Raw genomic sequence first — 26,423 nt, 5'->3', positions numbered from 1 at the left:
TTAGCCGATGACCATTCAGCTTGAATTCAACGACACGCACAATTTCACTGGTCGAGCTCGGATCAAACAGAAAAGCGAGCTTTTCTCTTTACAACTCCTTGACCGCCAAGGGGAAACTGTCCGAATACATGCAAAATTCGACAGGGCCGCGATCGAGAAAGAGTGCAAGCTCGACAAAGAAGAACCCAAGGAGTTTGTTCTCGATGTCTTCGCGCTTGGCGACATTCGTCGACATGTGCTTCCGGAATACAGGTCCGAGGATGAAATCGAGTTGGATGAGATCCCGGATGGAGCAAACTTGGAATTTCGCCTGAAGGTGATTTCACGTTCTATAGATGCTTCAGGGAAGATCCTCGCCGCGACAGGTGGGCGTGTAAGGCTCCATACCGGCAGCGGGGACGAAGGCTCAGGAGAACAGAACCAGGGTATCTTCCATCCCAAGCCCTCAACAAGCATTGGGGATCGCATTTGGCAAGTCGGCTGGGATGGGCAAGGAGACTTCGAGGTGTTCGTGCACGCCGACTATTTCCACAAATTCGTCGACGATCCACTGTTCGCCGCACATGTCTTCCCCGAGATCGTGAGAAGTGTCGCCACAGGAATTCTTCTGAGATTTGACAGCATCAAGGACATTGACGAGGATTCTCTATTGGCAAAGTGGGTGAGCTTTATTCAGCAACGGCTCGCAATACCCCTCGAGGGAGAAGAAGCTGCCCATCTCAACGATGCAGACAACATTGATAGGCTCGACCTCGTCGAACAGATCGTTGCTGCGTTCACCAGTCAGAAATGGCGGGACGGCAAAACCCTGATCGAGGAGATTTTGTAATGGAGAGAACGCTTTGCGAGTTCAATTCGGATGGTGTAACCGCCTTTCAGGAACTGATGGATGCGGAGAGGGCAAAGGTGAAATCTTCGCAGCCAGCGAAGGTTTCCGAAGATTTCTTTTCCATGGTTGAAAAAATCGCTGGGGCTTCAGAATTGGTTCGACAGGTGCCTGGAGCTGACCCAATCGATGACTCCATGGTCTTCGATTCAAGGTACGAATTCGGCCACTATCTTCACGAGACACTTCCTGCCGAATTGTCCAAGGTCCAGTATTCGAATGTGGGACTATGGGCTTGGATATCGGCGGTCTATCTCCCTCAATTGCTGAAGCGATCCAGTCGGGGAAACTCACATGATCTATGGAGTACCTATCGGTATATTCCTCTCGCCTACAGCAAGTTCCGTTACTACAGGCATCTGGCTTTCATTTCGTTCTGGCTTCACAGGCAACTGGGAGAGACTGCTGCGCGCCTGTTCTTGTCTCGGCCCATGTATGAGCACTCCGATGCAATCGAGCAGCTCTATACCTCCGACAAGGATTTCCTGACAACACCGGCTTTGTTGGAGGTGTCGGTCGAAATGTACTTGGATGCCGACAGCGGAGCTATGAAGAAAAAGGCGCTTGGCAAAGAAACCCCTGGCAGCGCCAGACGCTTGGCGACCAAGGTGGCGAAACAGTTGCAAATGAATTTCGACATGCATTCGATGAGCAAGGAACAAGTTTACAGTCTCCTACCTGCCGAATTCGATGCCTGGAAAAAGTAGCGGGTGCAAATAGGGTTCAAGCTTTCTTTTCAGGATCGCCGTTTTTCAAGGCATCTGGCAGCCCCAAAAAACGCCGGTCGGTGGGCCGAGTAATTCTCTTGTGTAACCATGCCAAGGTGGCCTCCCTCTTCGAGGCTTCCAATTGCCCGAGGTGTTCTTGCAAAGCGGCGCCGTAGATGATTTTCCTTCGCGTCTCGTTGCGGCGCTTCTGTTTTTGCGCCTGCGCCTGAAGATCCCTGAGCCGCTGTCGAGCGTGTTCGATTTTCGCTTCCAAATGGTCCCGCTTATTCTTTCTGCTGAGGATTTTTGCGCTCTTTCTTATGAGGAGTTGGCAGCCGCCAAACTATTTTTTAGCGAACTCGGAGTATCAAGGGTGCGCGTGATCGGGTACGCTCGCAGTGTAGAAAGTTGGGCAAATAGTTTTTCCCAGCAAATTATTAAACAAGGGGTGCAGACAATCGATGAGGTTTCTGAAATCGAAATCTACCCAAAGTACCGGGAGAATTTTGAAAAATTCATTGATCTATTTGGCGAAAAAAACGTTCACATAAGTGCTTTTGACAAGTCAGCGTTGAAAAGCGGATGCATTGTTGCTGACTTTCTAAGCAAATGTGATATTATTGGAGCCGAAATCCCTGTAATTAATAGAAACACATCTATTAGTCTGTTTGAAGCTAAAGTTGCGTCTAAGGTAATCCCGCTTTGTCGGCAAAGGGCTAGTCGCAATTACAGCAAGTATCGACCGCTCGTGCAAAGCTACTGTAGTGAGTTTGGAGGGAGAAAGTTTTCCCTTCAACGCAAGACACTAGACAGATGCAGAGAAGCGGCATCAGACGACATCGAATGGGCCCGAGATACCTTGAAAATCGATGAGGATTTTCTTCTGGCGAAAGCAGCGGAAACACCTCGAGAAGAATACTGCGCACCAGTGCAGGATTGGGAGCTAATGCAGTTCTATCGGCACTGTCGAAATATGATGAGAGCGGGGTAATGCCTCACTCGACATTTGGCCGGGAAAAATGCCGAAACTCTGAAAGCACTGGGTCCAGAGCCTAGTTCAGAAAAATCTTAACCCCGAAATAGGGCCCGTGCTGTGTGACGTCATAGGCAAAGTCGCCAGTGTCGAGTGTATCGCTGTAATCGACACTGAAAAAACGATAGCCAAACGTAATCGCCGTATTCTCCCAAGGCTGATAGTCAAATCCGATATTGGCCCCGACCTGAAGGTCGTTGCCTCCGGCCCCGAAGCCGCCAAGATCCAGTGAGGCGATGGTCGTCCAGCGCTCGTTGAGGCGCCACATGCCGCGGGCCCCTATGACTGGTTCGATCCAGTCCTGGTCTCCGCCAAGGGTGGGTGGGTTTGCTGGCCCGGTTGTGGTGAAATCGATCTCTTGCCGGATCGAGTTATAGCGGAGGCCGCCTTGCAGATCGACGGTGTAGCGTTGGTTGTTCGCTCCATAGGTTCCGTCCGCTATGCGATATGCGCCGAGGATCGCGAACCACTTCTGCCGGACATCCACGTTCACGGCTGTCGCGCGTGGGCCGGGAAGTGTTGCATCCTCTTCGATGCCCACATAATTGGCGTCGACTATAATCCCCAGATCGCCGTTCCATGCCTCGTACCGCCCGGCGGCCGCGAAATCCAGAACGCTCAGCACATCGCCGAGATCAAGGTCAATATCGGCGGAAACACCCGCAACCGTTGACGTTCCAGAGGTCCTGAGTGGCGTAAACAGATAGAAGCCCAGGGTATGTCGCCACCCTTCGTCATTCTGGCCGGGCGCGGGCAGAGATTGAGCAGATGCGCCAAAAGCAAGCAGACAGGGCAGAGCAATTGTGCTTGCGGTGCAGGCGGCTGATCTGATGGTCATGTCTCAATCTCCTTAATCTACTCCGCGGCCAGGCGGATAGTCAGTTCGTCACGAATGCAGTGCCGCTGGTCACTTGCTGACCGAGGATTGTTTGAGCAGGAAGGCCTCAACAGCGGCCTGGGTTTCGGGACGCAGGTTGTCGATGCCTTCATAAGGAACGCCGCGTGCGGGTTCGGTGTCGGGGTACATTTCCTTGCGCTTCAGATGCCGTCCGAGAATGCGTACAAATTCCTGCCCGCCCCAGGCGCCAACCTCGGTAGAGACCGGGTATTTTTCATGCGTGTCCCGGTAAACATCGAAGAAGTCAGCAAGGATTGCGCTTTCACCGGATCCTGGAATACGCAGCTTGAGCTGATCCTTGATGATCGCCTTGGGCGTTTTGACCGAATACACGATCAGGTGATCCCGCCGGCCTTTGGTTTCCCCCAAAAGCAACAGCGCAGATTGATCGACGCCATCTACCAACCGGTCCCTGGGGATACCTGCATCCGCCCCCGCAAACCGAGCCAGTGTTGTGTACAGATCAGAGACATGGACGATATCCCCGACAATCCCGTCTGCCTCGATCATGCCGGGCCAGCGGATGAAGCTGTCGACCCGGATACCGCCTTCGGACACATCGCCTTTGCCGCCCGAGAAAACCATCGGCGTGAACCCGGACTGAGGGGCGTATTTGGTGAAGTGACCGTTGTCGCCCATGACGACGACGATGGTGTTTTGGGCGATGCCAAGTGCCTCTAATTCGGCAAAGATGTCGCCCAGCCACTCATCAAGCAGTTGCATCTTGTCGACATAAAGCCCGCCGTTTGGCGATTGCGGCCCGCTGCGGCCTGCGCGTGTATTATCGAGCGGGATCAGAGGCCAGTATTGCAGGAAAAAGGGCTGATCACCGCCCGCAAGCTTGCGCAGCTGTTCCAGGGTCTGATCCTGATAGCGCTGGTTCATGTCGTCGTATTTTTCTGCTGTCCAGCGTTCGCCCGCGGTCATATGAACTTCGCGCGCGGTTCCTCCTTTTTCGGCCTCTAGCCCGGTCACCATGGCTGCCGGGTCGGGGCGAAAGAAGTGGTCCAGAACAAAGCGATCATCGAAATCCGATATCCCGACAGAGACCTGTTCCCGGATTGCGTCATCATTGAAGATCGTAAGCTGCCCCTGCTGGTGCACCGGGAAACCGGCCCAGTCGAACCCCTGATTATGCGGCCAGGCTTCGGGGATATCGCCCATATGCCATTTGCCGACATGCGCTGTCGCATACCCCGCACCTGACAGGACCTCGGCCAGTGTCACCTCTTCAGCGGGCAGGCCGAACCCTGCGATGTCGACGGTGGTGTCGCCCATTCCCATCCGCACCGGCAGCCGTCCGGTCATCATCGCAACCCGGGTGGGTGTGCACGAAGGCTCGGTATACATGCGCACCATACGCATCGCCTGATCCGAAAAATCGTTGATGTTCGGGGTGGAATACCCGCGCACAGCGTTGAGTTCGGGAATGCCCAGATCGCCGAAACCAATATCGTCAATCAATATGTTTAGGATGTTCGGCGGCTTACCTTCGTTTGTGGCCCGGAAGTCCTCCAGCAGCTGATCGACCTCGGCATTATCCGCCGCCCATTGTTCCGCGTTTTGCGCTTCGAGGATGTAGTACTCGGCGTCGTGGACAATGGGTGCGTTCTGCGCTGTTGCGACGTTTGCAGCGAGACAGATGAGTGCCGAAAGGCCAATCCGTTTTTTCATTTCGGTGCTCCTCATTGGTTCTGCTCCGGTGTTTGTTCGGTTGCGGAGTCGACAGCGGACTGCGGGCGAGTGGGCTCGGTGTGCCCTGCGGTTGTGCGGTTGATGTCGGTGCCGGGGAAGAACTCGACCCAGACGTGCCAGAACATCCCGGATCGCAGGGTTTCGACCCGGTTCAGCCTGCCGCAATTTGCATTTCCGAAGAAATCGATCTCTGTCACTGGCGTGCCGCTGTCATTGTACCAGACGCCAACGCTTTCATAGGTCGGGTCATAGGACACGACGACCTCGCGACCGCCCACCGTGGCGTTGATCAGCCCGTGATGTTCGGCAATGAAATCATCGGTCCAGCACACGGCATCGTCACCAACCGTCACGCCCCAGACGTATGTCTTGTTTGGAAGGCGGTCGTCGCTGTGGCTCATGTTGTCCATGACCGGCGCGGATTCCTGATGCTGCTTTGCGATGCCCGACGAGAACACGGTTTCTGTGAACATATCGAACAGCCTTAGAAATGGGTTCGATGACGGTTTGTTCAGAAAAACCTCACCGTCCGGGTAGGCTTTCTGAAATCCACGAAAGCTCATCCGGAAGGTTGGCCAGGGCTGCATTGCGGACTGCCCTGAGGCGTCGCTGTCGAAATGGCCATAGATCTGTTGGATCGGTTCGCCACTGGTGTTGTCGCGCAGGATCAGGTTGTTGCCGTGCTGGGCCAGAACTTCCAGGTCCAGTCTTTTGCCATCGACTAAGGGCTTGTAGGCCAGACCCAGATTGGCCATCGCGCAATAGGTCATCACGATGTCGTCTCCACCCAGCCCTTTCGCATTCCCGGCCAGATGCGGGCGCATCAACTGCGCGTCGGAATGAGCGCGTGCGTGGCCATTGTTCTCGATCACCAGAACGCTTGCCGATGGATTGATGTAATCGCGCGCTTCTGAGATCGGGAAATACTGCGCGCTGTTTTGCTGATTGCGCAGGCCGATGTGGACCCAAACCCAGGGGAAGACGAACAGGAAGATGATCAGCACGGTCACGGCCGGCATGCCCAGGAAAAACAACCATCCGGGGCCACCGCCCATCAAATGGCCAATAAGCATAAGGATCAATGCTCCGATACCGGCGGCCAGATAGGCGTTTTCGTTGCGGATAAATCGGATCATGTTGTTCCGCTTCACCTTCAACACCATTTGGCTGATGTCGCCGAGGTCGCGGAAATACATGAACCCTATCGTCAACGATACGATGAGACCCGCGTAGAATAAGAGATTTGCCAGCATTTGGATCGCCTTTGCTGTGTTCTGGTTAGCCTTCGGGAGGTTTTGATCTGGACGCGAGGTAAAGGTGAATTTCGTCCTCAAGCCCCCGAAGGCTATCGATTAAATCAGAGTAGGTCGGATCACTGGCATCGCAGGGTAACAGGGCAGCCAGGCTTTCATAATCAACGCAGATTTGGGCGAACACAGTGTCCGCGCTTCGAAGGCGTCCGATTTCATTCGCCCGGTCCGGAAACAACATCGACAGTGTGTCCATAGTGATCCTCAAATCGCATGTTCCCAAGTTCTGCCCCAGCGACGAGGCGCGCTCCCCCTCCTTTCCCATCCAATATCGCTGAAATTCATTTACATATTCAGGTATCTTAACGTATGTTACGACGTAACATGTTATTTTTCAGAGGCTTATAGGTTGCCTGAAAGCTTCCAAGGCGATGTCGTTGACGAAATTACAGACAGATCCGGGTCCTGATCCGGTTGGGTCGACTCTTTCGGATGTAGAAATCCGGCAGGCTTTGGCATCGATTCTGGAAAGCCCCGAATTTGACGGGGCAGAGCGTTTGCAGTCTTTTCTAAGCTACGTCGTCGAAAAGCTTTTGACGGGGCAATCCAAGGACATTCGCGCCAAGTCAATTGCCGAGGACGTCTATGGCAGATCGCTGGACGCAGGTGGCGACCCGATGGCGGTGGTACGTGTCGACGCGGGCCGAATGCGCCGACGGCTGGCCAGTTATTACTCGAATTCCGGGAAGGATCAGCGCCTGCGTATTCATGTCGATCCCGGTGGGTACGTGCCCCGGTTCGAGTTGCTGGAGCCCGAGCGAGGAAAGAGACGGAAGCGGCCGTTGCCGAGATACCTGCTGCCCGGAATGGCCATTCTGTTGGCACTGGGGGTTGGGGCAATCGTCTTTTTCTCGAAGGCTGCAGACGTGCCGCAAGTCACCTCTGTTCAGTCCGATGACACCTTGAAACAGCAAGCGGTCAGAGAAGCGTTGTTTTCCACCAACCCCACAAAGTTGCAGGCGGTGAACCTGGCCGCCGAGGCGCGCCCGTTGATGTTTCCGGTTCTTGATCGTGAACGGCTGCACGCAGTACGTGGTATGTTCGACCGGGCTATCGCTTTGGATGAGACATATTTCGGCGGTTTCGCAGGCTCGGCCCAAGCCATGGGAATTCTGGCAATCACCGCTCCGCCCGGTGAGGGAAAACGCGACCTGCTGAACCTCGCAAGGGTGCGTGCGAACAAGGCAGTGGAACTGGCCCCCGATGAGGGGTGGAGCCACTCTGCGCTTGCTTTGGTCTCATTCGCCAATCGCGATTTTGATGCAGCACTCAAGCAATCCGCGCGCGCGATCAGCCTCGCGCCGGACGACATCCATGTCACAAATTTTGACGCTTTGTTTGCATTGTTTGGCGGCGCGTTCGAACGCGCAATAGCGTCTGCCACGCGCGCGCAAGAGAGCGACCCGAACAATCGAAGGTTCCCATATCGAAGCGTCCTGGCCTCTGCGAGTTTCCATTTGGGGGATTTTCAGGATTCAGTGGACCAGTTCAACGAAGCGATAAGACTGGGCGACCCGGTAAGCGCAATTTCGATTGGGTATCTGGCCGCCGGATATCAACGGTTGGGAGAACACGAACAAGCCGTTGCAACAATCCTGCTTTTGCAGGAAGCCTGGCCTGACTACCCCCTTGCGGCTTTGTTTCGGACCTTGTTTGCTGATCCGGCCCATGCCGAGGATATCCTGTCCGCATTGGACGAAATTGCGCCGTTACCTGTTGATCAATGATCCGGTAAACATCCGACGCTGAAATTCAAACTCCGGAAGCAAGGCGCTCGTATTTTGCCTGAATCTGCGATGCCAGAATTGAATATGCAAAAATTCCAATCGGAAGTGTCTCGCTCCGCCGTCACATGGTTCAGGCTATGTTGTGCCTATCCAATCCAGGAACCGCGCCGTGCCGGGCTTTCTTGAACCCTCCGGCGTGATCGAGCAAATATAGCCACGCGATGCTGGGTGTTCGTGGCTGCAGGCAAGAGCCAGTGTTTCATTTGCCAGAAACTCACTGAGCATCGGACGCCAACCGATCCCGATGCCCATGCCTTTTTGGATCGCGCCAAGATACACCATACCGTCCGCCCAAAAATGCGTACCTCCTCGAATACAGATCGTTGTTCCGCAAGCCAGGCCGCCGAAGCGTTCCGATGATCTCAGTTCCAATTTCCTGCCGTAGGCGTTCAACAGATCAACGCAAATAGACAAGGCGCTTCATGAATTAGAAGGAGCGACCGCGAGGCTGGAGAAAAGACCCGACGCGGCTGCGTCGTGGGCTACGATATTCGATTTTGGGACAGGAAGTGTGCAACCGATCTTTCGTCCCATTGTCGGGAGACTTGGAGACACATCAGGTGAAACGGGAGGATTTTTTTTTTGTTGCTCTATCGGAAGATCATGGCTGTGCAGGCAGTTTGTAGCTAGCTAGTCTCGGCCCAAAATTCCCTGTAAACAGGGAATTTACAGGGAAAACTAATAGATTTAGGCCGTTTTCGGAGGTTTGGAGCTCGAAGTTACTCTTAAAAACAGTGGCTTGCGTGGATTTTCCCTAGATCGATTAACAGGGAATTTTTCTCTGATGATCAGGGAATTTCTTACGACTAACAGTGAAGAGGATAGGGGGAGCGGGCTAAACAAACCTGATCTGAATGTCGGAAGCCGACATTCACGTGAAGTGTAACCAACGGCTGTTGTGAGCCCAATTTGCCCGTTTTGATTGTTGTAAACATCCGGAGGTTATGCCGACCCTTCCGTCATCCATGTGCTCCACTCGGGTGATCGGTTTAGGGCTTTTCCGTCTGCACCCGCTGAATGTGCAATGCTGTAGGCTACAATACTTCCTTCTCAATGGAGTGGGGTACTATGGTGTTCGACTGGTTCGAAAGCATGGAAAATTGACAAACCAACGAAATCGCAACGGTCGTATTCGTTCAGTCTAAATTGGTCCATTGGTTCTGAAGTCACACCGTGCTGGGCAAATCTTACCAATCCTTAAAGAGAATCGCCCAGATAGCAGCAATGATGACTCCGGCGCCGGCTGCGAACACCAATGCGATAGCGCTGAAGAACAAACGCGGTTGGCTGGAGCGGCGGATAACCGAAAAGTGAATTCTTATCTGGCCTCTAAGCAAACCATCTGCTGCCATCGATATCGCAAAAAGGCCAAGTGACAGCGCACTGGATCCCCCCCATACCCGTTGCCATTGCTCATCCTCAGCCAATGCCAACGGCAAACCGGTTACGACAAAAAGCGCTGCGAAGAGCCACATCAAATACGTAAACAACATCAAGCCGGTAACCACATGCCTTATTCTATCCAGTAGTTAATCAATGCGGCTTGTGCAAATTCACCAAGATTAGGATGGTCGCTGAAGTGGTACAGAAACCTCGACACGGCCTCCGTCTGTGCAGGCGTCAATTGGGTGAACTTGGACTTCCTGAACTCGTGCAGCATTTCTTTCGATGCGCCAGGGTCGAGTGCAAGTAGGATGCTTTCACTGGCATATTCCGGACTGTCTGAATTTCGCAGAGCCCAAAGCAGATACGCAGGCAAATAGTACTGAAATGCCTTGGCGCTGAAGGCAGTGGGGGCAGCGTAACCGTAAACGATCATTTGATCGGTCATCTCATGCCATTTGACCCCGCCGTAGAATTCAAGAATATCCACGTCATCCATACATTCGGGGTGAAGAAGTTCATCATCAGCAGGTGGATCAAGGCCGTCAAATGCAGCAATGATCTGGGTCGCAAGATCTTCCGTTGTTGTCGTTACCTTTGGCATGGTGCCACATTAAACTGGCTGAAACCCCGAAATCGAGTGTATCAGCAACGATTCGGATTCGAGTGATTGCGATGGATAACGGACAAAAGCTCTTTCAGGACGTCAGTCATGAATTCCACGACAATTCCATTTATGCCCTAAAATTGATTTCGCCTGACCCAGACAACGATGACTGGGTGAGTGAGCTAAAACTCGACATTGATCATATTGAGGAATGGATCAGGCAGGACAACGGGCAATTCAGTTTCTCCGTTTCCCAGGTCAATCTGTGTTTCGAGGGCGTTTCCGATCTGTCCGTTTTCTTTTCGTTTCCGAAATCGACCGTTACACCGCTGCCAATCGACCGGATTACCCGGTCCAGAGAACCGGTTCGGATCCACGGAAAAGAATATTCCGAATTTGCCTGGACCATCGAACTGAATGACCGTCGCGGCGGTCACATTTGCTTCCACGCCACTGGGTATCGCTTTGAAAGGGTCGGAAAACCCGTCACCTGCGAGGAACAATGTATACCCAAACATTGGCGCCTAACGCAGGAGATTCAGAAGACTGTGTGACCACCTCGGCAACGAATGCCATTGGAGCCCACCTGCCATCTCACTTCAATCGCAATTGGGTACGCATTTGGTAGGAGGTACTGCACCTGTCACAGTTGGCTGCGAGTACATTCCGCATAGTTAGACCGAATACGTAAACGAGTTTTCGTTTGCTGAGGATCAGCTTTGCTGCCTTCTCAAATGCTAAAATACCCGCTTTGCGTGGCGATAATACTATGAGAAAGTGCCACCGCCCTGTCTGGCACGGTCGTCGCTGTCGAACCAAACCAAAGACAATTGTATCAAGCCATTTTCGTCGAGGGTCCACTCCTCCCAGCCCAACAGGCGAACAGGAGAATCTTCACGCTTTCCGGGACCGACGAGCATGCCGGTGAAGAGAGCGTGGTTCCCTGATAAACGAAAATCATGCAGCAACACAGAAGAACCAGGAAAATCACGGAAGAACGGTGCTGCGTAATCCGAAGCAATCGCTCCCCGACCTCGAATTGCTTTGCCGGAATTGAGCCGTGCCGCCCCATCTTCAGCGAAATGTGCCGCTACCTGCGCTGGATCGTTGGAACTCCAAGCAGCAGCGTACGAAGAAGCTTTCTCTAGCGCATCAGCAAACAACATTTCGGTTGCCCTTTCTCGGACATGGCCGCTCTTTGGCTTTGAAGGTGAGACCATAGATGTATCTTAGACGCGTACGTGCAATAAGTCATAGGTCCGCGTTTTAGGCGTTCAATCCCAGCGCAGCATAAAGAGCACTCCTCCGAACCGGGCGTTCGCAAAACTCGCAGCGACAGCGTCGGACGCACCCAAATTTCTGTTTTCTGCGGGTGTGACGAAAGTCGGCTACACATCTGAGCCAACCGATATTCCATCAGCATATGCCTCGCGCGCTTCACTGCCACGTTCCCAAATTCGTGAGCGCTATTTCGTGGACCCAATCAGAGCATACGACTAGCATCAGTGATTACTCAGCACGAAGGGAGACAAACATGTCGAAGTTCACCAACAGAACAACTGTTCATGGGGTTGCTGCACTCGTAGTCTGCTGTTTCGCAACGGCCGCACAGGCGCAATCGGCAGGTGAGGAGATGTCATTCTTCATCACTAGTGTAGGCAAGGGGGATGGTGCCAATCTAGGCGGCCTCGAAGGTGCCGATGCTCATTGCAACGCGCTTGCGTCGGCGGCCGGTTCTTCCAAAGCTTTTGCGGCTTATCTGAGCACCTCAATGTCCATTGATCGCAGCACTGACCCGATGACAATCACCAATGGCATTTCTGCACGCGACCGGATCGGGTCGGGTCCTTGGTATAATGCCAATGGAGAGCTCATCGCCAACAATGTTGAAGACCTGCACAGTGACGGCGTGAATATTAATCTTCAAACCGCGCTCGACGAAAACGGCAACCCTGTCAATGGGCGTGGCAGTCAGCCGAACAAACATGACATTCTTACCGGCTCCGATTCCGCTGGATATTTCTCGACGGCAGGTGGTGACACGACATGCAGCAACTGGACTTCGAATAGTGAGGACGGATCCGCGATTGTCGGACACCATGACCGTGTAGGTCTCAACGATGCTCGAAACATGTTGTCCTGGAACTCATCGCACGGCTCGCGCGGTTGCGGGGAGGAACATCTGCCACGTTCTGGCGGGGCGGGCCTGTTTTATTGCTTCGCAACTGACTGATCAGGCAGCATTGGTGCGCGTGTCACCCGCATTGCACCTGATATTGTCTGGTTGGCTTTAAAGGTCGCGTTCTGGAAACGGTTTTTGGGCAGCAAAGCCCAATTGCCGTTTTGGCCTGTGGCCGACACCGAATTAGGAGATTCGCAATTTCTATCGACAGTTTTGCGGACACTGAGATTGGAAGACACTTGGCCGACGCTGCTCGTCGTTGCCGCATGGTTTTCTTCACCGGACTACCAGCATCTGGAAAGTCATTCCTGTTGCGTCAGCAGATATCCATTTCGGTCTCCTTGGGACGTCGCGTGCATATCATGCGTTGGGATAAGGGGCTCGCGGCGTTTCAGACCGAAGACATACTAACAAAGTATCCAGATGTTTCGGATGGAACTCATCCGTTGATACGAAGGGCAGCTGGATTGTGGGGTCGGAGAGCCCTGGCGCGATGGCTGGCAGAGAAAACCGACCTCACAGACATGATTATCGGTGAAGTCCCTATCATCGGAAACAGGTTTTCCGAGTTCATCCAGGCGCAGCCGGATCAGGTTGAACCAGCCTTGGCTTCCGAGGAAACCACATTCATCTTTCCTGTTCCCACAAAGAGCTTGCGCGCCAATCTCGAAGCCATCCGAAGGTCTACGTTTGCGAACCCAAAACATCCTGATGAGGCCAGAGATGCGCCACCATCGACAATGGAACTGGCTTGGCGCCAGACATGCGCCAAAGCCGCAGAATTGGGCTTAGTCTCTGAGGTGGATATTCACTCCCCGTACGAGGAGACGATCTATTTGCGGTTTTTTGAACACCTGCTGCAACACCGAAATGCCATCGGAATTGCGGTCGATACGATTTATTCAGATGCCGGATCAGCCCATGACCTGAATGCGAACATCTTGGAGCTCAGTGCAAGCCCAAACGAAGTGCAACGTGCTGTCGCAGAGGTAGAGGCTGCTTTCACAGTCGAGGAAGTCGCCCGAGACGTCGAAAACTGGTATCAAGTGTAGTCCCGGGTAAAAGTCAGCTCCATTGGTATATCCGAAACCGCTAAGGTTGGTCGCGAAGGTCCAAATTGGGCTGTGGCCGGTCATTGATGTAAAAAGTAGTGAAAGGCGGCAACGAGCCCAAGCCGGTCATCTTAATTTCATGCCGCGAGTGCGCGCAGCGGCAAATATTCTGCACAAGCACGAAATTCCATGACGCGGTGCGGCAGCGATTTCGACCCTTCGTGAGCGACGCAACATTATTAAAGGCGGCAATTTACAGAACGCGAGACGAAGCGGGCTTTCGCTATATATATTGTAACGGCTGCAATTTAGCTTACCCCAAGCACTTAAAGCCTTAATTTGATTTTTTGTGCACCCAAGACGCGTCATTTTTGGAGCTTGCCTGACACGCTGCGATAAACCACATCCCATTCATAGCAACGTCAATCCCTGGGAGGAGAAGCCCATCGCTAGATCCGCTGATAAGATCTGCTGCGTCACTGTAGAGATTGGCGAACCCCTCTAGATACCCCTCGGGATGCCCAGGAGGGATGCGCGTCCAACGGTCATTTTCATCGCCTAAATGAGAGCCGCCCCGTGTGAGGATTTGTGTGGCCGCCCCAAATCTGGTGAAACTCATCTGATTTGGGTTCTCTTGGTTCCACTCAATGCTGCCCTTATCGCCATAGATGCGCAATGTCAGGCTGTTTTCGCAACCAACGGCAACTTGACTGGCCCAAATCATACCCTTCGCGCCACCCTCCAAACGTAAAAGGATGTGGGCATTGTCATCGACCTTACGGCCATCTACGAAACAATGCAGGTCTGCACACAGCGCTTCCGTACCAAGACCCGATACGAAAGAGAGAAGATTGAAGGCATGCGTGCCGATGTCGCCTATCGCTCCAGCGCCGGACATATTGGGATCGGTGCGCCAATCGGCCTGTTTGTTGCTGGTGTCTTCGGCCAGCCAATCCTGGGCATATTCGGCCTGAACCACCCGTAATTTCCCCAGATCTCCACGTGCAATCATCTCACGGGCTTGTCGCATAAGCGGGTAACCTGTGTAGTTGTGAGTCAGGATAAATTTTGCCTTTGAAGTGTCCACGGCGACTTTGATTGCCTCAGCATCGTCCTGTGTCGCGGCAAGGGGTTTGTCACAGATCACGTTAATCCCAGCATTCAAAAACGCGATCGTAGGGCCTGCATGCATGTGATTTGGCGTTACAATCGCAACCGCATCAATGCCATCTTCACGTGCGGCTTCCTGCTGGGCCATGACTTCGAAACTGTCGTAAGACCGCTCCGGCGCGATGCCCAGCTCCACCGCCGAGGCCGCCGCGCGTTCAGGGTTGGATGACAACGCTCCCGCGACCAGATCCCACTTGCCGTCGATACGCGCGGCGATGCGGTGCACACCACCGATAAATGCGCCTTGGCCGCCGCCGACCATTCCAAGTTTTAGTTTTTTCATAGTCCTAGCATCCGTTTGATTTGCGCATCGTCACGCTCTGCACCGGCGAAGTCGTCAAAGGCTTTTCCGGTCACCTCGATCAGGTGTTTCTCGATAAAGGGCGCTCCTTCGGCCGCACCCTGTTCCGGTGATTTGATGCAGCATTCCCATTCAAGAACGGCCCAGCTGTCATAGCCATATTGGGTCAGTTTCGAGAAGATGCCCGCGAAATCGACTTGGCCATCGCCAAGCGACCGGAACCGCCCGGCGCGATCCGTCCACCCCTGATAGCCGGAATAGACGCCCTGACGCCCGGTCGGATTGAACTCGGCATCCTTGACGTGGAACGCGTTGATGCGGTCGTGATAGAGGTCGATGAACTGCAGGTAATCCAGTTGCTGCAGCAGAAAATGCGACGGGTCGTAGTTGATCATCGCCGCTTCATGGCCGCCACAGGCATCCACAAACATCTCGAAGGTGGCGCCGTCGAAGACATCTTCGCCGGGGTGGATTTCAAACCCGATATCCTGCCCGTGATCCTTGTAATGGTTCAGGATCGGTATCCAACGGCGACCTAGTTCGGCAAAAGCTTCTTCGATTAGGCCTGCAGGGCGTTGCGGCCAGGGATAGAGATAGGGGAATGCCAGAGACCCTGTGAAACTGACCGTGTGCTTGAGGCCAAGCCGTTCGGAGGCGACGGCGGCCTTCATCATCTGATCCACGGCCCATTCCTGCCGCGTCTTGGGATTACCATGCACAACCTCAGGCGCGAAGGCGTCAAAGGCTTCGTCATAGGCGGGGTTCACGGCCACCAATTGGCCCTGAAGATGGGTCGATAGTTCGGTGATCTCGACACCCGCGTCCGCGCAAATCCCTTTAATCTCGTCGCAATAGGCCTGGCTGGTCGCTGCCTGTTCAAGGTCAAACAGGCGTGCGTCGAAGGTCGGGATCTGCACGCCCTTGTAGCCCAACCCCGCGGCCCAGCGGGTGATCCCGGCCAGGGAGTCGAAGGGCGCTTCGTTGCCCGCGAATTGGGCCAGAAAAAGGGCTGGCCCCTTGATTTGAGTTGCCATCGTTTTCTCCTTGCGATGGATTGTTAGTGTTCAGGAGGAACGTGCAGCCTTTGCATCAACGGCTCATCGGGTGCGATCAGCTGCTGCATGACAGCCTTTGCGAGGAACCGGCCCGTCTTCCCGACATCCTCAGTTTCGACGAGGATGTCGTCGCGGAATGTCTTCAGCAACGGCACGGTTTCTTTCGAATACACGTCGATATCCTTGCCCAGCTTGCGCCCTAGGCCTTCGAGAACACCGATGGTCGCGATGGCTACTTTGGGGGAAGCGCAGACAACAGCATCGATATCTGGTGACTTTTCAAACCTGTTCAGCAGCCAATGCCGGATGTCGTCGGAAGAATCGTCGCTGGAGATCTTCTCGGCAATTCGATAGCTCAGATTCAGATGAGGTGCGGTTTCAAGCAGGCTGCGCTTCATGTCCGTGGCATAGGCCTGATGCAGCGGTGGTAGAATTGCGTGGATGTTTCTGCGTCCACGCTCTGCAAGACGGTTTAGAGCGATGCGCATGAATGCAGCGTTGTCGTAGTCGGAATAGGCGTGATCGGCGCACCACTTCGAACGCCCGTGCGTCGCAAATGGAAACTTGCGTTCCATCAGATACGCGACGCGCTGGTCTTCTGGTTCGACCATATTGAAGATCACCGCATCGGCTGACCGCGTTTCGACGATGTACTTGATCGGCCGCAACGAATCTTCGTCTGGAAACCATGGCAACACGTTCAGGTGAAACTGTGTCCCGCGCAACTCGAGTGCGATTGAACTCGTAAGGCGAGTTGCGCTGCTGATGACATCGCCCTCCGCGGGCACGACGAGGGTGACAACATTTGTTCGTCCTGTCCGGAGGCGGACCCCGGCTCGGTTTGGGACATAGCCAACCGCATCGGCGATTTTGCGTACAAGCTCTTTGGTGTCGCTGCCGATATCCGGAGCATCCCCCAACGCGCGTGAGACCGTTGCGACGGCCAAACCGCTGATTCGCGAGATTGTCTTCAGGGTCGGTCGTTCGCCTGGATGAACCAGCGCCGACAGTTCTTTTTTGCTCAATCCAGCGATTACATCTGCGCTTCGTCTCATTAGCCTACACCTCAGAACATTGCTTAGACAGGCCTGAACCTATTCAGCAATTCTTGCTTCGCCTCCGTCTGCGAAAGGTCGCACCCCAATAATAAAGCGTACAAAAAAACACTTGCAAGGAGAAACTATAACGTTATAGGAGAAAAACTATATCGTTATAGGTGGGAGGAAACCATGAACCGGACTAAAATGCTGATGTCAGCAACGGCGATTGTCGCCGCATCCAGCGCTTCAGCCGCTGAGCTTGAAGTTATGCACTGGTGGACGTCGGGCGGTGAGGCCGTAGCGGTCCAGCAGTTCGCCGATGCTTTTAATGCCACGGGCAATACTTGGGTTGACGGCGCGATCGCTGGAGGCGACGCCGCGCGCGCTGTTATGGTGAGCCGCCTGACAGGTGGCGACCCAATGGGCGCGTTCCAGTTCAACCACGGTCGTCAGGCCGAAGAGCTGATCGAAGCAGGGCTGCTGCGCGACATCACCGACATCGCCGAGGCCGAAGGCTGGCTTGACCTTGTGAACCCTCCCAGCTTGCTGGAAGCCTGCACCGTCGACGGGCGCGTCTATTGCGCCCCGGTGAACATCCATTCCTGGCAGTGGCTCTGGGTAAGCCATGGTGCTTTTGAAGACGCCGGTGTCGCGGTACCGACCAATTGGAATGAATTCGTTGCCGCTTCAGACGCTCTTGAGGCTGCCGGGAAAATCCCGATGGCCATAGGTCAGCAGGGCTGGCAGCAGGCCGGCGCATTCAATGTCTTCATGGCAAGCTTGCCGCCAAGCGACGTATTCACCAGCGTTTATGGCGACAAGAACATCGAGATTGCCGCGGGCGAAGACGTGGCTTCCGTGTTCGCCGCAGCCGCGTCCGCGCGGGATATGGCTGCCAACTCCAACGTCCAGAACTGGAACGACGCCACCAACATGCTGATCACGGGCAAGGCTGGTGGCCAGATCATGGGTGATTGGGCACAAGGTGAATTCGCGGTTGCCGGTCAGGTTGCCGGTGAAGACTATAGTTGCTTGCCTGGTCTTGGCGTAAACCCGCGTCTATCAACGGGCGGTGACGCATTCTACTTCCCCGTGCTCGACGACGCGGAGTTATCGGCGGCCCAAGCCGAACTCGCAGCCCTGCTTCTCAAGCCTGAAACGCAGGTAAGCTTTAACCTAGCGAAAGGCTCGTTGCCGGTCCGGGGTGATATCGACCTCGAAGCAGCCAATGATTGCATGCAGCAGGGTCTGGCCTTGCTTGCGGAAGGCGCACTTCTGCCGGACTTCAACATGCTGGTGACCCCTGACACCAAATCTCAGATCGACGATCTTATGGTGCAGTTCTTTGCCGATCCTTCCTACTCCCCGGAAGATGCACACGCCGATTTCGTGCGCATTATTGAACGCGCAAACTAAACAACTCTGGGGTTGGCGCGTTTTCGAACGGGCTAACCCATCCACTTTGATTGTCGGGCTTTCAGCAGGGAGATAGGCGATGACTTCGACGCGCCCAAACCAGCTGTTCCGGAACAAATCAGCAAAGATTGCAGCAATACCAATGGTGTTGACCGCTCTCTTTGTCTTTGTTGGCGGAACCGTGTGGACGGTTGTTTACAGTTTTACCGATTCAGGGCTTTTACCGCGCTTGAATTGGGTTGGCCTTGACCAGTATGAGCGGCTATGGACAACGCGTAAATGGCTGGTTTCAATCGAGAACCTTGCCATCTATGGCTTCTGTATGCTGGTTCTGATGTTTGTGATCGGCTTCATTCTGGCTGCGCTGATTGACCAAAAGATTCGATTTGAGAATACCATTCGGACCATTATTCTTTACCCGTATGCGCTCAGCTTCGTTGTCACCGGTCTGGTCTGGCAATGGATTCTGAACCCGGAATTCGGCGTGCAAAATATCGTGCGTGGTCTGGGTTGGGAAAGCTTCACCTTCGACCCGCTCTATACGGCCGATATCGCGATTTACGGCGTGCTCATAGCTGGCCTCTGGCAGGGCAGCGGGCTCGTTATGGTGCTGATGCTCGCCGGTCTTCGCGGTATCGATCAAGAGGTCTGGAAGGCGGCCCGTGTCGACGGTATCCCCGCCTGGAAAACTTATATCTTCATTGTCATCCCGATGATGCGCCCGGTCTTTATCACGACCCTTGTACTGGTGGTGACGGGCATTGTGAAACTCTATGACCTGATCGTGGCGCAAACGGGCGGGGGTCCGGGCATCGCCACCGAAGTTCCCGCCAAATACGTCTATGACATGATGTTCCAGGCCAACAATTTGGGTCAGGGCTTTGCTGCCTCGACCATGATGTTGGTGACGGTCGCAATCATCGTGATCCCCTGGGCTATCCTCGAGTTTGGAGGCAAGAACCGTGGCTAATACTTCCGCTTCCGCTTTCACCGACCCACATGGGCCAAAACCGCAAAAGGCCTTCTCGCGGCGCAATATCTTTCTCTACGGCACGCTCTTTGTAGTGGCTGCCTACTACGCTCTGCCGCTCTACATCATGATCGTGACGTCGCTGAAAGGTATGCCGGAAATCCGGATGGGCAATATCTTTGCCCCGCCGATGGAGGTGACTTTTCAGCCCTGGGTCAAAGCCTGGTCCGAGGCTTGTACCGGTCTGACCTGTAACGGTCTCAGTACTGGGTTCTGGAATTCGGTCCAGATCACGATCCCCTCGGTGATCCTGTCGATCATCATCGCATCGGTGAACGGCTACGCTTTGGCCAACTGGAAGTTCAAAGGCGCGGATTTGTTCTTCACCATCCTGATCTTTGGCGCCTTCATCCCCTATCAGGTGATGCTCTATCCGATTGTCATCATGCTGCGCGAGATTGGCTTATACGGATCGTTATCGGGGTTGGTCATTGTTCACACAATCTTCGGGATGCCGATCCTGACGCTGCTGTTCCGCAACTATTTCACGTCGCTGCCTGAAGAGCTGTTCAAGGCTGCACGCGTCGACGGGGCGGGCTTCTGGGGCATCTATTTCCGCATCATGGTGCCCATGTCGCTGCCGATCTTCACGGTCGCGATGATCCTGCAAGTGACAGGCATCTGGAACGACTTCCTGTTCGGCGTCGTCTACACCGGCCCGGAAAGCTATCCGATGACTGTGTCGCTGAACAATATCGTCAACACGACCCAAGGCGTGAAGGAATACAACGTCAATATGGCCGCCACGATCCTCACCGGATTGGTGCCACTGACTATATATTTCGTCTCGGGAAGACTCTTTGTGCGCGGCATCGCCGCCGGCGCGGTGAAAGGCTGAACATCATGGGAAATTCAGTAGAAATCAAAAATCTCGACCTGCGGTTTGGATCGGTTGAAGTCCTCAAAGACCTCAATCTCGATATCGGAAAGGGCGAATTCCTGGTGCTCCTGGGCTCGTCCGGATGCGGCAAGTCCACCCTGTTGAACTGTATTGCAGGCCTGCTGGATATCTCCGCTGGGCAGATCCACATAAACGGTCAGAACGTTACCTGGGCCGAGCCGTCCGAACGTGGCATCGGCATGGTGTTCCAGTCCTATGCGCTCTACCCGCAGATGACGGTCGAGGGGAACCTGTCCTTCGGCCTTAAGAATGCGGGCCTGCCAAAGCCTGAGATCGCCGAGCGGATCAAACGCGCCTCGGAAATCCTGCAAATCGAGCCGCTTTTGAAACGCAAACCTGCCGCCCTGTCCGGTGGTCAGCGTCAGCGTGTGGCCATCGGGCGTGCGTTGGTGCGCGACGTCGATGTATTTCTGTTTGACGAGCCGTTGTCGAACCTCGATGCGAAACTACGCGCGGATCTGAGGGTCGAAATCAAGCGCCTGCACCAGAACCTCGAAAACACCATGATCTACGTCACCCACGACCAGATCGAAGCGATGACGCTGGCCGATCGGATCGCGATCATGCGGGGCGGTCAGATCATGCAGCTGTCGTCCCCTGATGAAATCTACAGCCGCCCGGTCAACAAATATGTGGCGGGCTTCATCGGATCGCCGTCAATGAATTTCATGGATGGCCAGATCAAGGACGGTCACTTCGAAGTGGGCGAGCAGAAGATCCCGCTGTCCGGCTACGAATTCTCTTCGGAGGGTTCGATCGAAGGCCCTGCGACCTTGGGCATCCGCCCAGAACATGTGGTCACCGGAGAGCTTGTGCAGAACGCGCCCTATCTGATCGATGTGGATATCGACCTGATTGAACCAACTGGCTCAGACAAGCTGGTGGATTGTGTTGTTGCGGGCAACCATTTCCGCGTGCGCATGGAGGGGCAGGCCGATGTGAAGGTCGGTGAGAAACTGCGACTTGGTTTCGACCTGTCACAATCCTCGCTCTTTGATATTCAATCGGAATTGCGGCTCTAAGCCGCTTTCCAATCCAGAAAACGGGCCGAAGCCATCCCCTCAACTTGATCTTAAAGGACAGATCATGCCGTCTATATCCTATCAGCTTTATTCCTCCCGCAATTGGGACGTTGAAGAGACCTTCAAGATGCTCGCCGAGTTGGGCGTCAAAGAGGTCGAAGGTGTTGGCCCTTACTATGAAGACCTGGCCAAGACCAAAGCCTTGCTCGAGACCCATGGCATGACCATGCCGACGGGCCATTTCGCGCCCGATCTCGTAGAGCACGAACCGCAAAAAGCCATCGAGATTGCCAAGATTCTAGGAATCAAGACGGTGATCGTGCCCTTCATTCCGCCGGCCGAACGCCCGACAACTCTGGCCGGTTGGCAGGAATTTGCCACGCGTCTGGCCAAAGCCGGCGAACCGATCACCGCCGCTGGGTTTGAGTTCGGCTGGCACAACCACGATTTCGAGTTTGTTCCTGTCGACGGGCAGATTCCGCTGGATATCATCGCCGCCGCTTCGGACGACATCATGCTTGAGCTGGATTTGGCCTGGGTCAAAGTGGCTGGGCACAACCCAGCGAAATGGCTAGCGAAATATGCCGACCGCATCACCACCGTGCACGTCAAGGACCGAGCCCCCGAAGGTGAAAATGCCGATGAGAGCGGCTGGGCCGATGTTGGTCACGGCATCATGGACTGGCCCGCGATCAAGCAGGCGATGGATGCCGCCGGGGTCGAGCGTTATGTCATCGAGCATGACAACCCCAATGACCACGTCCGCATGGCGACCCGCTCGCTGGCCACTGTTCAGGCATTTTGAGGGATCGCAGACATGAAGACTGTTGGTGTCGGCATCATCGGCTGCGGAAATATCTCGAACTCTTACCTTAAGCTCGCGCCTCTTTTTGAGGCGCTTGAGGTCCGGGCGGTTGCCGACCTGAACATGGATGCCGCCAAGGCACGGGCCGAAGAGTTTTCCGTCCGCGCCGATACGAATGACGATCTGCTGTCTGCTGATGACATTGAGATCATCGTCAACCTGACGATCCCGGCGGCACATTTCGATGTGACCAAACGGATTTTGGAGGCAGGCAAACACGCTTATTCCGAAAAGCCCTTCGTGCTGACCCTTGAAGAGGGCGAAGCACTGCGGAGCCTGGCGGCGGAAAAAGGTCTGCGCGTAGGATCGGCGCCGGACACCTTCCTAGGCGGTGCCCATCAACTCGCTCGTGCAGCCATTGACGAAAATCTGGTCGGGGACATCATCGGTGGTACCTGTCACGTAATGTCGCGCGGAATGGAGGCTTGGCACCCCAATCCGGACTTCTTTTTCCAGCCCGGTGGCGGACCCATTCTTGACCTCGGTCCCTATTATGTGACCAGCCTGGTGCAACTTATCGGGCCGGTGAAAGCGGTGACAGCCATGGCTTCGGCCAGCTTTCCGACCCGCACCATCGGCAATGGCCCGCGCGAAGGCGAAACCGTGCCTGTGGACACGCCGACCAATATTCACGCCGTGCTTGAATTCGAAAACGGCGCGCTGATCACCCTTGGCGCGAGTTGGGATGTTTGCGCCCATCGCCATGAGAATATGGAGCTCTATGGAACTGATGGTTCGCTGTACCTTCCTGATCCAAATTTCTTTGGGGGTGAGGTTTATCTAGCTAAGCAGGACGGCGATGCCACCGCTATTGCGTCTCGCAATCATGCATTTGAGATCCCCAATGCCAAGGACGGGCAAGGGAATGACCGTGCCAACTACCGCTGTGCAGGACTTGCGGATATGGCCGCTGCCGTCGCCACGGGAAGGCCGCATCGTTGCAGCTTGGAACTAGCGACTCACGTGGTCGAGATAATGACCGCAATCCTACAGTCAGCTGAAGAACGACGCTGGGTCGATATAGTCACCTCTTGCGAACGTCCGGATGCGTTGCTCCCGGATCAAGCCCGCGCTCTACTCATTTGAGTTGCACTCCTATGGTTGAACCCCCAAAGGCCACCCGAAATCATGTCTTTATTGTCATGGGCGTGTCTGGTGTTGGCAAAACCACTATCGCACGCAGTCTCGCGGAGCGACTGGACGCTAAATTCATTGAAGCCGACCATTACCATCCGGAAGCCAATCGAAGGGCCATGAATCGGGGTACCCCGCTCAACGATGAGATGCGATTGCCGTGGCTGCATGCATTGTGTGAGGCCGCAGAAACCGCCCGATGTCAGGGGCATGTCGTCATGGCCTGCTCTGCCCTTAAACGGCAGTATCGTGACCTGTTTCGCACCCACGTCGGGCATTTAAAGTTCATTTTTTTAGATGCCGATTGCGATGCCATTGCACAGCGCATAGCGTCGCGCAGGGACCATTTTATGCCAGCATCTTTGCTGGATACCCAGTTCGCGACTCTGGAGCCGCCGCTCCAAAATGAAGGCGTTATCGCAATAGATGCCGCTGCTCCTATGCCGGTGGTCGAGGATGCCGTCGAAGCAGCTGCCCGATCGGTTCTTAGCTAGCAACTGTATTTCTCAAGCGGTCTGAGATGACCGTTTCTGACCTGATTTGACGACAGCGCTAGCAATGGTCACGGGCTTGCGGGCGACGGCTGGCCGTGTCGAGGCAGCCAAACTCTTGGGGTTGGAGCAAGTCCCAACGATCTGTTTGTCAGGCATGAGCCAAGAGGACATTCGGGCTTATGTCATCGCGGACAACAAGCTTGCTGAAAATGCGGGTTGGGATGCAGGCCTTCTGGCGCTCGAATTCCAGTACCTCGATGAGTTGGAAATCCCATTTGATCTCAAGGGAAACATCCAATCGGCAAGGTACGTGCTAAAGCAGTTTGAAAAATATGAAGCCATAACACCCCCGCGATCGAAGATACAAACAGGAGTGGTGATCGCACCAAGAGCCCCCGTGCAAGAACATGAAAACGACACCTAATGGCTACCTTCAACGCTCAAAGACTGGGGCAAGCCGCGAGGTGCAAAGTATGGCCAAGCCCCTAATTTATGTATCAAGGAATTAGCCTATGACCGATGGTGCTGACCCGCTTGAGGATTTCGATCCTCTTTATCCCACCAGGTTCCAAAGAGGAAAATCTGGCAATCCCAAGGGAAGACCGCGCGGTGCGAAAGGGATGAAGCCTATTGTCCAGAGAGTTGCGCATGAAACACATGTTGTCAGCGAAGACGGCGAACGCAAGCGCTACTCGACTGTGGAATTGGTGTTGAAGATGATTCAGCGTGAAGCGCTGAAGGGTAATCTGAAAGCCAAAGTTCTACTTGATGAACTACAGGAAAAATACAGCCCGCAGGAGGTCAATAACATGGGCTACGGCCGTCTTGTTGCGCCTGAAGGTTGCACGCTTGAGACCACGCTGCTCAGGGTCGAATACGTTAAGGAGGATGAACAACCCTGGCACCGTCCGACATAGGCAGCACTGGAATGGCGTAGCTAAGTGAGTCAGACCATCCTGTCGGACAGCCACTTAAAAAGCCCGGACTCCAAAGTTCTTGAGGCCAGCTCGTTGCCTGTCCAAATGTCCAGGTTCAAATCCCTTTGCGTTGGAAGGGCCAATGCGCCGCGTGGATCGGCACATGCAAATATGAAACGGTCCCAGGACCCATCGGCTAAGAATCGTTCAATATAGCTGTCGAGCTCAGCCTGACGTGCCTGGCTCTTGACCTGAACCCAGGCCGTTTCCCCGGTCAGGGGTTGCTCGAGCACCAGGTCCACATCAGGCATGTTGCCACCCAGCAGGCTGGTACGCCGCCAGCCGTTTCGCAGGAAGATGAGATCAATCAATGTTTCAAATTCTGCCCAATGCAGGGTCCTGATCATTTGCTCTGCCAGATTATGCATCTCGTCGGTGAGCGCGCAGGCGTGGTGTTGTAGCGGATGGCGCTCTCCCCGGATGGATCGCAACAGGTAGTCCTGAGCCTCGACCTTACAAATTGTCCGCCTGTATGATGCTGTCTTGGTGAGCGCTGAACTCAGGGTGTTTAGTTGGAGAGGGGTGCCAGCAAGCGATATTTTGGACCAGCCACTTTGTGTTGATCGCCAACGCACCGGGCCCGACGATTTTACCTTGGATAGTTCGATCTTGTCGCCCGCAAGCGCCCACCATAGGTGCCCACGCGCCATTGTAATCCAAAGCGAGCCGTCTGGCAGGTCGTAGAAGTCTTTCAATTCCCGTATATCTTCTTTTGCGGCCTGAATTCCGCGCCCGGCCTGGGTCATCGTTGTTAGCAACATCTCCCAATCGCCTTCCAGACACAGCGAGTGGTCGGCCAGGTCAAAGTCGACAGGAATGACCGCATTCTCCAGGGCATAATCAACATGTTTGCCGCCAGAGCCTAGCTTTACATATCGCACATCTGATGGGTTCAACTGGTCTTTCATCCGCCGCGCCTTGTCGTCGATCGGTGACATACCAGCGCTTCGTTTAGGACGGAAGTCAACAGAATATGTCACTGATCGTCTGTAGACTGATCATCTGTGTCGATGTCCAACACGCTGTATGGATGTGCGCGACCGCCTTGCCAAAAACCTGCGACGCTTGCGGCAGATAAAAGGCTGGTCGCAAGAGGAGTTCGCGCATCAAGCGGATGTTCACAGGACGTACATTAGCGATCTCGAGCGCAGTGCCCGCAACCCAACGATTACCGTTGTGGATAAACTGGCTACCGCGCTTGGTGTCTCGCTGGGTGAGTTGTTGGACTAGTTCTACGGATTGACTGACTACCGATCCTGTGCAGGCTCATACGCCCGCTTTGCGCAATCCAAAGTTGGTGCTTCGCTTCATTTTCGCCCGTTCTGACGGGCTAAGAGCTCAATCGCCCGCATACGCGCGGCGGCGTGTTGCAGCGGGACCTGGAGGGACTGAACAAGCTCTATTGCTTCTTTTGGGCTAATCTTCGATCGCTGGCCTCTGAGAGCTTGCGATGCCGCGTCCTCCAAACTACCCGTTAG

Annotated in this window: 28 protein-coding genes; 17 read left to right on the top strand and 11 right to left on the bottom strand. The window is 54.5% G+C overall.

Features of this window, described 5'->3' with window-relative positions:
* Positions 1 to 7: 7 nt before the first annotated feature.
* From ACR0E6_RS08850 to ACR0E6_RS08840, 3 genes are all read left to right on the top strand, one after another.
* Positions 8 to 829 (top strand): hypothetical protein, encoded by an 822-nt coding sequence (locus ACR0E6_RS08850; protein WP_480552450.1) that lies wholly within the window; start codon positions 8 to 10, stop codon positions 827 to 829.
* Positions 829 to 1,593 (top strand): hypothetical protein, encoded by a 765-nt coding sequence (locus ACR0E6_RS08845; RefSeq protein ID WP_480582455.1) that lies wholly within the window; start codon positions 829 to 831, stop codon positions 1,591 to 1,593. The genes ACR0E6_RS08850 and ACR0E6_RS08845 overlap by 1 nt, the downstream gene beginning before the upstream one ends.
* Before the next feature lie 142 nt (positions 1,594 to 1,735).
* A complete protein-coding gene (locus ACR0E6_RS08840) occupies positions 1,736 to 2,584 on the top strand; it encodes a hypothetical protein (RefSeq protein ID WP_480582453.1) in 849 nt (282 codons plus the stop codon).
* A gap of 61 nt (positions 2,585 to 2,645) precedes the next feature.
* On the opposite strand, the gene ACR0E6_RS08835 is transcribed toward ACR0E6_RS08840, so the two are convergent.
* From ACR0E6_RS08835 to ACR0E6_RS08825, 3 genes are all read right to left on the bottom strand, one after another.
* On the bottom strand, positions 2,646 to 3,464 hold the full coding sequence (locus ACR0E6_RS08835) for a hypothetical protein (RefSeq protein WP_480582451.1): 819 nt from the start codon (positions 3,462 to 3,464) through the stop codon (positions 2,646 to 2,648).
* A gap of 69 nt (positions 3,465 to 3,533) precedes the next feature.
* Positions 3,534 to 5,198 (bottom strand): sulfatase-like hydrolase/transferase, encoded by a 1,665-nt coding sequence (locus tag ACR0E6_RS08830; protein WP_480582449.1) that lies wholly within the window; start codon positions 5,196 to 5,198, stop codon positions 3,534 to 3,536.
* An 11-nt stretch (positions 5,199 to 5,209) separates the two neighbouring features.
* The gene (locus tag ACR0E6_RS08825) at positions 5,210 to 6,472 is read right to left on the bottom strand and encodes a DUF3179 domain-containing (seleno)protein (RefSeq protein ID WP_170452387.1); all 1,263 of its coding nucleotides are present in this window, start codon (positions 6,470 to 6,472) and stop codon (positions 5,210 to 5,212) included.
* Between the two features lie 434 nt (positions 6,473 to 6,906).
* Between ACR0E6_RS08825 and ACR0E6_RS08820 the strand changes: the two genes are divergently transcribed.
* Positions 6,907 to 8,256, top strand: coding sequence for a tetratricopeptide repeat protein (locus ACR0E6_RS08820; RefSeq protein WP_480582447.1), 1,350 nt, complete (start codon positions 6,907 to 6,909; stop codon positions 8,254 to 8,256).
* 135 nt (positions 8,257 to 8,391) lie between these two features.
* On the opposite strand, the gene ACR0E6_RS08815 is transcribed toward ACR0E6_RS08820, so the two are convergent.
* The 3 genes from ACR0E6_RS08815 to ACR0E6_RS08805 all read right to left on the bottom strand — a co-directional run bounded on the left by ACR0E6_RS08815 (position 8,392) and on the right by ACR0E6_RS08805 (position 10,303).
* Positions 8,392 to 8,730, bottom strand: coding sequence for a type 2 periplasmic-binding domain-containing protein (locus ACR0E6_RS08815; RefSeq protein ID WP_480582445.1), 339 nt, complete (start codon positions 8,728 to 8,730; stop codon positions 8,392 to 8,394).
* A gap of 773 nt (positions 8,731 to 9,503) precedes the next feature.
* A complete protein-coding gene (locus ACR0E6_RS08810) occupies positions 9,504 to 9,812 on the bottom strand; it encodes a hypothetical protein (RefSeq protein WP_480582443.1) in 309 nt (102 codons plus the stop codon).
* A 17-nt stretch (positions 9,813 to 9,829) separates the two neighbouring features.
* The gene (locus ACR0E6_RS08805; RefSeq protein WP_480582441.1) at positions 9,830 to 10,303 is read right to left on the bottom strand and encodes a DUF6714 family protein; all 474 of its coding nucleotides are present in this window, start codon (positions 10,301 to 10,303) and stop codon (positions 9,830 to 9,832) included.
* A gap of 71 nt (positions 10,304 to 10,374) precedes the next feature.
* On the opposite strand from ACR0E6_RS08805, the gene ACR0E6_RS08800 reads away from it, so the two are divergent.
* Positions 10,375 to 10,860 carry a hypothetical protein gene (locus tag ACR0E6_RS08800; RefSeq protein WP_480582439.1) on the top strand — a complete coding sequence of 162 codons (486 nt, stop codon included), beginning with the start codon at positions 10,375 to 10,377 and terminating at the stop codon, positions 10,858 to 10,860.
* A 213-nt stretch (positions 10,861 to 11,073) separates the two neighbouring features.
* Here the strand turns inward: ACR0E6_RS08800 and ACR0E6_RS08795 are convergent, their stop codons facing one another.
* Positions 11,074 to 11,472 (bottom strand): nuclear transport factor 2 family protein, encoded by a 399-nt coding sequence (locus tag ACR0E6_RS08795; protein WP_480582438.1) that lies wholly within the window; start codon positions 11,470 to 11,472, stop codon positions 11,074 to 11,076.
* Between the two features lie 368 nt (positions 11,473 to 11,840).
* Between ACR0E6_RS08795 and ACR0E6_RS08790 the strand changes: the two genes are divergently transcribed.
* Both ACR0E6_RS08790 and ACR0E6_RS08785 read left to right on the top strand, forming a co-directional pair.
* Positions 11,841 to 12,539: a hypothetical protein gene (locus ACR0E6_RS08790; RefSeq protein ID WP_480582436.1), complete on the top strand. Its 699-nt coding sequence runs from the start codon at positions 11,841 to 11,843 to the stop codon at positions 12,537 to 12,539.
* 188 nt (positions 12,540 to 12,727) lie between these two features.
* Positions 12,728 to 13,540 (top strand): DEAD/DEAH box helicase family protein, encoded by an 813-nt coding sequence (locus ACR0E6_RS08785; protein WP_480582435.1) that lies wholly within the window; start codon positions 12,728 to 12,730, stop codon positions 13,538 to 13,540.
* A gap of 334 nt (positions 13,541 to 13,874) precedes the next feature.
* Here ACR0E6_RS08785 and ACR0E6_RS08780 read toward each other — a convergent pair whose 3' ends face one another.
* The 3 genes from ACR0E6_RS08780 to ACR0E6_RS08770 are packed head-to-tail and all read right to left on the bottom strand — an operon-like array spanning position 13,875 to position 17,121.
* Complete coding sequence (locus ACR0E6_RS08780; RefSeq protein WP_480582433.1) at positions 13,875 to 14,993, bottom strand: Gfo/Idh/MocA family protein; 1,119 nt, start codon at positions 14,991 to 14,993, stop codon at positions 13,875 to 13,877.
* Positions 14,990 to 16,045 (bottom strand): sugar phosphate isomerase/epimerase family protein, encoded by a 1,056-nt coding sequence (locus ACR0E6_RS08775; protein ID WP_170525015.1) that lies wholly within the window; start codon positions 16,043 to 16,045, stop codon positions 14,990 to 14,992. Before ACR0E6_RS08775 ends, ACR0E6_RS08780 begins: the two co-directional genes overlap by 4 nt.
* A gap of 23 nt (positions 16,046 to 16,068) precedes the next feature.
* Positions 16,069 to 17,121, bottom strand: a complete 1,053-nt coding sequence (locus ACR0E6_RS08770) for a LacI family transcriptional regulator (protein ID WP_170525018.1) — start codon at positions 17,119 to 17,121, stop codon at positions 16,069 to 16,071.
* A 174-nt stretch (positions 17,122 to 17,295) separates the two neighbouring features.
* Here ACR0E6_RS08770 and ACR0E6_RS08765 point away from each other — a divergent pair, with 174 nt between their 5' ends.
* The 9 genes from ACR0E6_RS08765 (at position 17,296) to ACR0E6_RS08725 (ending at position 24,885) form a co-directional block, all read left to right on the top strand.
* Entirely contained in the window at positions 17,296 to 18,522 is a 1,227-nt protein-coding gene (locus tag ACR0E6_RS08765; protein ID WP_480582431.1) for an ABC transporter substrate-binding protein, read from the top strand.
* A gap of 79 nt (positions 18,523 to 18,601) precedes the next feature.
* Positions 18,602 to 19,492 carry a carbohydrate ABC transporter permease gene (locus ACR0E6_RS08760; RefSeq protein ID WP_170525021.1) on the top strand — a complete coding sequence of 297 codons (891 nt, stop codon included), beginning with the start codon at positions 18,602 to 18,604 and terminating at the stop codon, positions 19,490 to 19,492.
* A complete protein-coding gene (locus tag ACR0E6_RS08755; RefSeq protein ID WP_170525025.1) occupies positions 19,485 to 20,390 on the top strand; it encodes a carbohydrate ABC transporter permease in 906 nt (301 codons plus the stop codon). The genes ACR0E6_RS08760 and ACR0E6_RS08755 overlap by 8 nt, the downstream gene beginning before the upstream one ends.
* Before the next feature lie 5 nt (positions 20,391 to 20,395).
* A complete protein-coding gene (locus ACR0E6_RS08750; RefSeq protein ID WP_170525028.1) occupies positions 20,396 to 21,475 on the top strand; it encodes an ABC transporter ATP-binding protein in 1,080 nt (359 codons plus the stop codon).
* Between the two features lie 64 nt (positions 21,476 to 21,539).
* A complete protein-coding gene (locus tag ACR0E6_RS08745; protein ID WP_480582430.1) occupies positions 21,540 to 22,280 on the top strand; it encodes a sugar phosphate isomerase/epimerase family protein in 741 nt (246 codons plus the stop codon).
* A 12-nt stretch (positions 22,281 to 22,292) separates the two neighbouring features.
* Positions 22,293 to 23,426 carry a Gfo/Idh/MocA family protein gene (locus ACR0E6_RS08740; protein WP_170525036.1) on the top strand — a complete coding sequence of 378 codons (1,134 nt, stop codon included), beginning with the start codon at positions 22,293 to 22,295 and terminating at the stop codon, positions 23,424 to 23,426.
* A gap of 11 nt (positions 23,427 to 23,437) precedes the next feature.
* Positions 23,438 to 23,968: a gluconokinase gene (locus tag ACR0E6_RS08735; protein WP_170525039.1), complete on the top strand. Its 531-nt coding sequence runs from the start codon at positions 23,438 to 23,440 to the stop codon at positions 23,966 to 23,968.
* Between the two features lie 64 nt (positions 23,969 to 24,032).
* Complete coding sequence (locus ACR0E6_RS08730; protein ID WP_480582428.1) at positions 24,033 to 24,392, top strand: ParB N-terminal domain-containing protein; 360 nt, start codon at positions 24,033 to 24,035, stop codon at positions 24,390 to 24,392.
* Between the two features lie 88 nt (positions 24,393 to 24,480).
* Complete coding sequence (locus ACR0E6_RS08725; protein ID WP_480582426.1) at positions 24,481 to 24,885, top strand: DUF5681 domain-containing protein; 405 nt, start codon at positions 24,481 to 24,483, stop codon at positions 24,883 to 24,885.
* A gap of 29 nt (positions 24,886 to 24,914) precedes the next feature.
* On the opposite strand, the gene ACR0E6_RS08720 is transcribed toward ACR0E6_RS08725, so the two are convergent.
* Positions 24,915 to 25,883 carry a restriction endonuclease gene (locus ACR0E6_RS08720; protein ID WP_480582425.1) on the bottom strand — a complete coding sequence of 323 codons (969 nt, stop codon included), beginning with the start codon at positions 25,881 to 25,883 and terminating at the stop codon, positions 24,915 to 24,917.
* 88 nt (positions 25,884 to 25,971) lie between these two features.
* On the opposite strand from ACR0E6_RS08720, the gene ACR0E6_RS08715 reads away from it, so the two are divergent.
* A complete protein-coding gene (locus ACR0E6_RS08715; RefSeq protein ID WP_170452299.1) occupies positions 25,972 to 26,175 on the top strand; it encodes a helix-turn-helix domain-containing protein in 204 nt (67 codons plus the stop codon).
* The last annotated feature ends 248 nt before the right edge of the window (positions 26,176 to 26,423 follow it).

Source organism: Ruegeria sp. AP12 (genome assembly GCF_056540025.1).
The sequence above is the reverse complement of the archived record's forward strand: the minus strand, read 5'-3'. Positions and strand labels throughout refer to the sequence as shown.

What these genes read in the sequence shown, in the direction of transcription:
- ACR0E6_RS08850 (WP_480552450.1), top strand. Translation starts at nt 8, where the DNA reads ATGACCATTCAGCTTGAATTCAACGACACGCACAATTTCACTGGTCGA.
- ACR0E6_RS08845 (WP_480582455.1), top strand. Translation starts at nt 829, where the DNA reads ATGGAGAGAACGCTTTGCGAGTTCAATTCGGATGGTGTAACCGCCTTT.
- ACR0E6_RS08835 (WP_480582451.1), bottom strand. Translation starts at nt 3,464, where the DNA reads ATGACCATCAGATCAGCCGCCTGCACCGCAAGCACAATTGCTCTGCCC.
- ACR0E6_RS08830 (WP_480582449.1), bottom strand. Translation starts at nt 5,198, where the DNA reads ATGAAAAAACGGATTGGCCTTTCGGCACTCATCTGTCTCGCTGCAAAC.
- ACR0E6_RS08825 (WP_170452387.1), bottom strand. Translation starts at nt 6,472, where the DNA reads ATGCTGGCAAATCTCTTATTCTACGCGGGTCTCATCGTATCGTTGACG.
- ACR0E6_RS08805 (WP_480582441.1), bottom strand. Translation starts at nt 10,303, where the DNA reads ATGCCAAAGGTAACGACAACAACGGAAGATCTTGCGACCCAGATCATT.
- ACR0E6_RS08800 (WP_480582439.1), top strand. Translation starts at nt 10,375, where the DNA reads ATGGATAACGGACAAAAGCTCTTTCAGGACGTCAGTCATGAATTCCAC.
- ACR0E6_RS08795 (WP_480582438.1), bottom strand. Translation starts at nt 11,472, where the DNA reads ATGTTGTTTGCTGATGCGCTAGAGAAAGCTTCTTCGTACGCTGCTGCT.
- ACR0E6_RS08790 (WP_480582436.1), top strand. Translation starts at nt 11,841, where the DNA reads ATGTCGAAGTTCACCAACAGAACAACTGTTCATGGGGTTGCTGCACTC.
- ACR0E6_RS08780 (WP_480582433.1), bottom strand. Translation starts at nt 14,993, where the DNA reads ATGAAAAAACTAAAACTTGGAATGGTCGGCGGCGGCCAAGGCGCATTT.
- ACR0E6_RS08775 (WP_170525015.1), bottom strand. Translation starts at nt 16,045, where the DNA reads ATGGCAACTCAAATCAAGGGGCCAGCCCTTTTTCTGGCCCAATTCGCG.
- ACR0E6_RS08770 (WP_170525018.1), bottom strand. Translation starts at nt 17,121, where the DNA reads ATGAGACGAAGCGCAGATGTAATCGCTGGATTGAGCAAAAAAGAACTG.
- ACR0E6_RS08765 (WP_480582431.1), top strand. Translation starts at nt 17,296, where the DNA reads ATGAACCGGACTAAAATGCTGATGTCAGCAACGGCGATTGTCGCCGCA.
- ACR0E6_RS08760 (WP_170525021.1), top strand. Translation starts at nt 18,602, where the DNA reads ATGACTTCGACGCGCCCAAACCAGCTGTTCCGGAACAAATCAGCAAAG.
- ACR0E6_RS08750 (WP_170525028.1), top strand. Translation starts at nt 20,396, where the DNA reads ATGGGAAATTCAGTAGAAATCAAAAATCTCGACCTGCGGTTTGGATCG.
- ACR0E6_RS08745 (WP_480582430.1), top strand. Translation starts at nt 21,540, where the DNA reads ATGCCGTCTATATCCTATCAGCTTTATTCCTCCCGCAATTGGGACGTT.
- ACR0E6_RS08740 (WP_170525036.1), top strand. Translation starts at nt 22,293, where the DNA reads ATGAAGACTGTTGGTGTCGGCATCATCGGCTGCGGAAATATCTCGAAC.
- ACR0E6_RS08735 (WP_170525039.1), top strand. Translation starts at nt 23,438, where the DNA reads ATGGTTGAACCCCCAAAGGCCACCCGAAATCATGTCTTTATTGTCATG.
- ACR0E6_RS08730 (WP_480582428.1), top strand. Translation starts at nt 24,033, where the DNA reads ATGGTCACGGGCTTGCGGGCGACGGCTGGCCGTGTCGAGGCAGCCAAA.
- ACR0E6_RS08725 (WP_480582426.1), top strand. Translation starts at nt 24,481, where the DNA reads ATGACCGATGGTGCTGACCCGCTTGAGGATTTCGATCCTCTTTATCCC.
- ACR0E6_RS08720 (WP_480582425.1), bottom strand. Translation starts at nt 25,883, where the DNA reads ATGTCACCGATCGACGACAAGGCGCGGCGGATGAAAGACCAGTTGAAC.
- ACR0E6_RS08715 (WP_170452299.1), top strand. Translation starts at nt 25,972, where the DNA reads ATGGATGTGCGCGACCGCCTTGCCAAAAACCTGCGACGCTTGCGGCAG.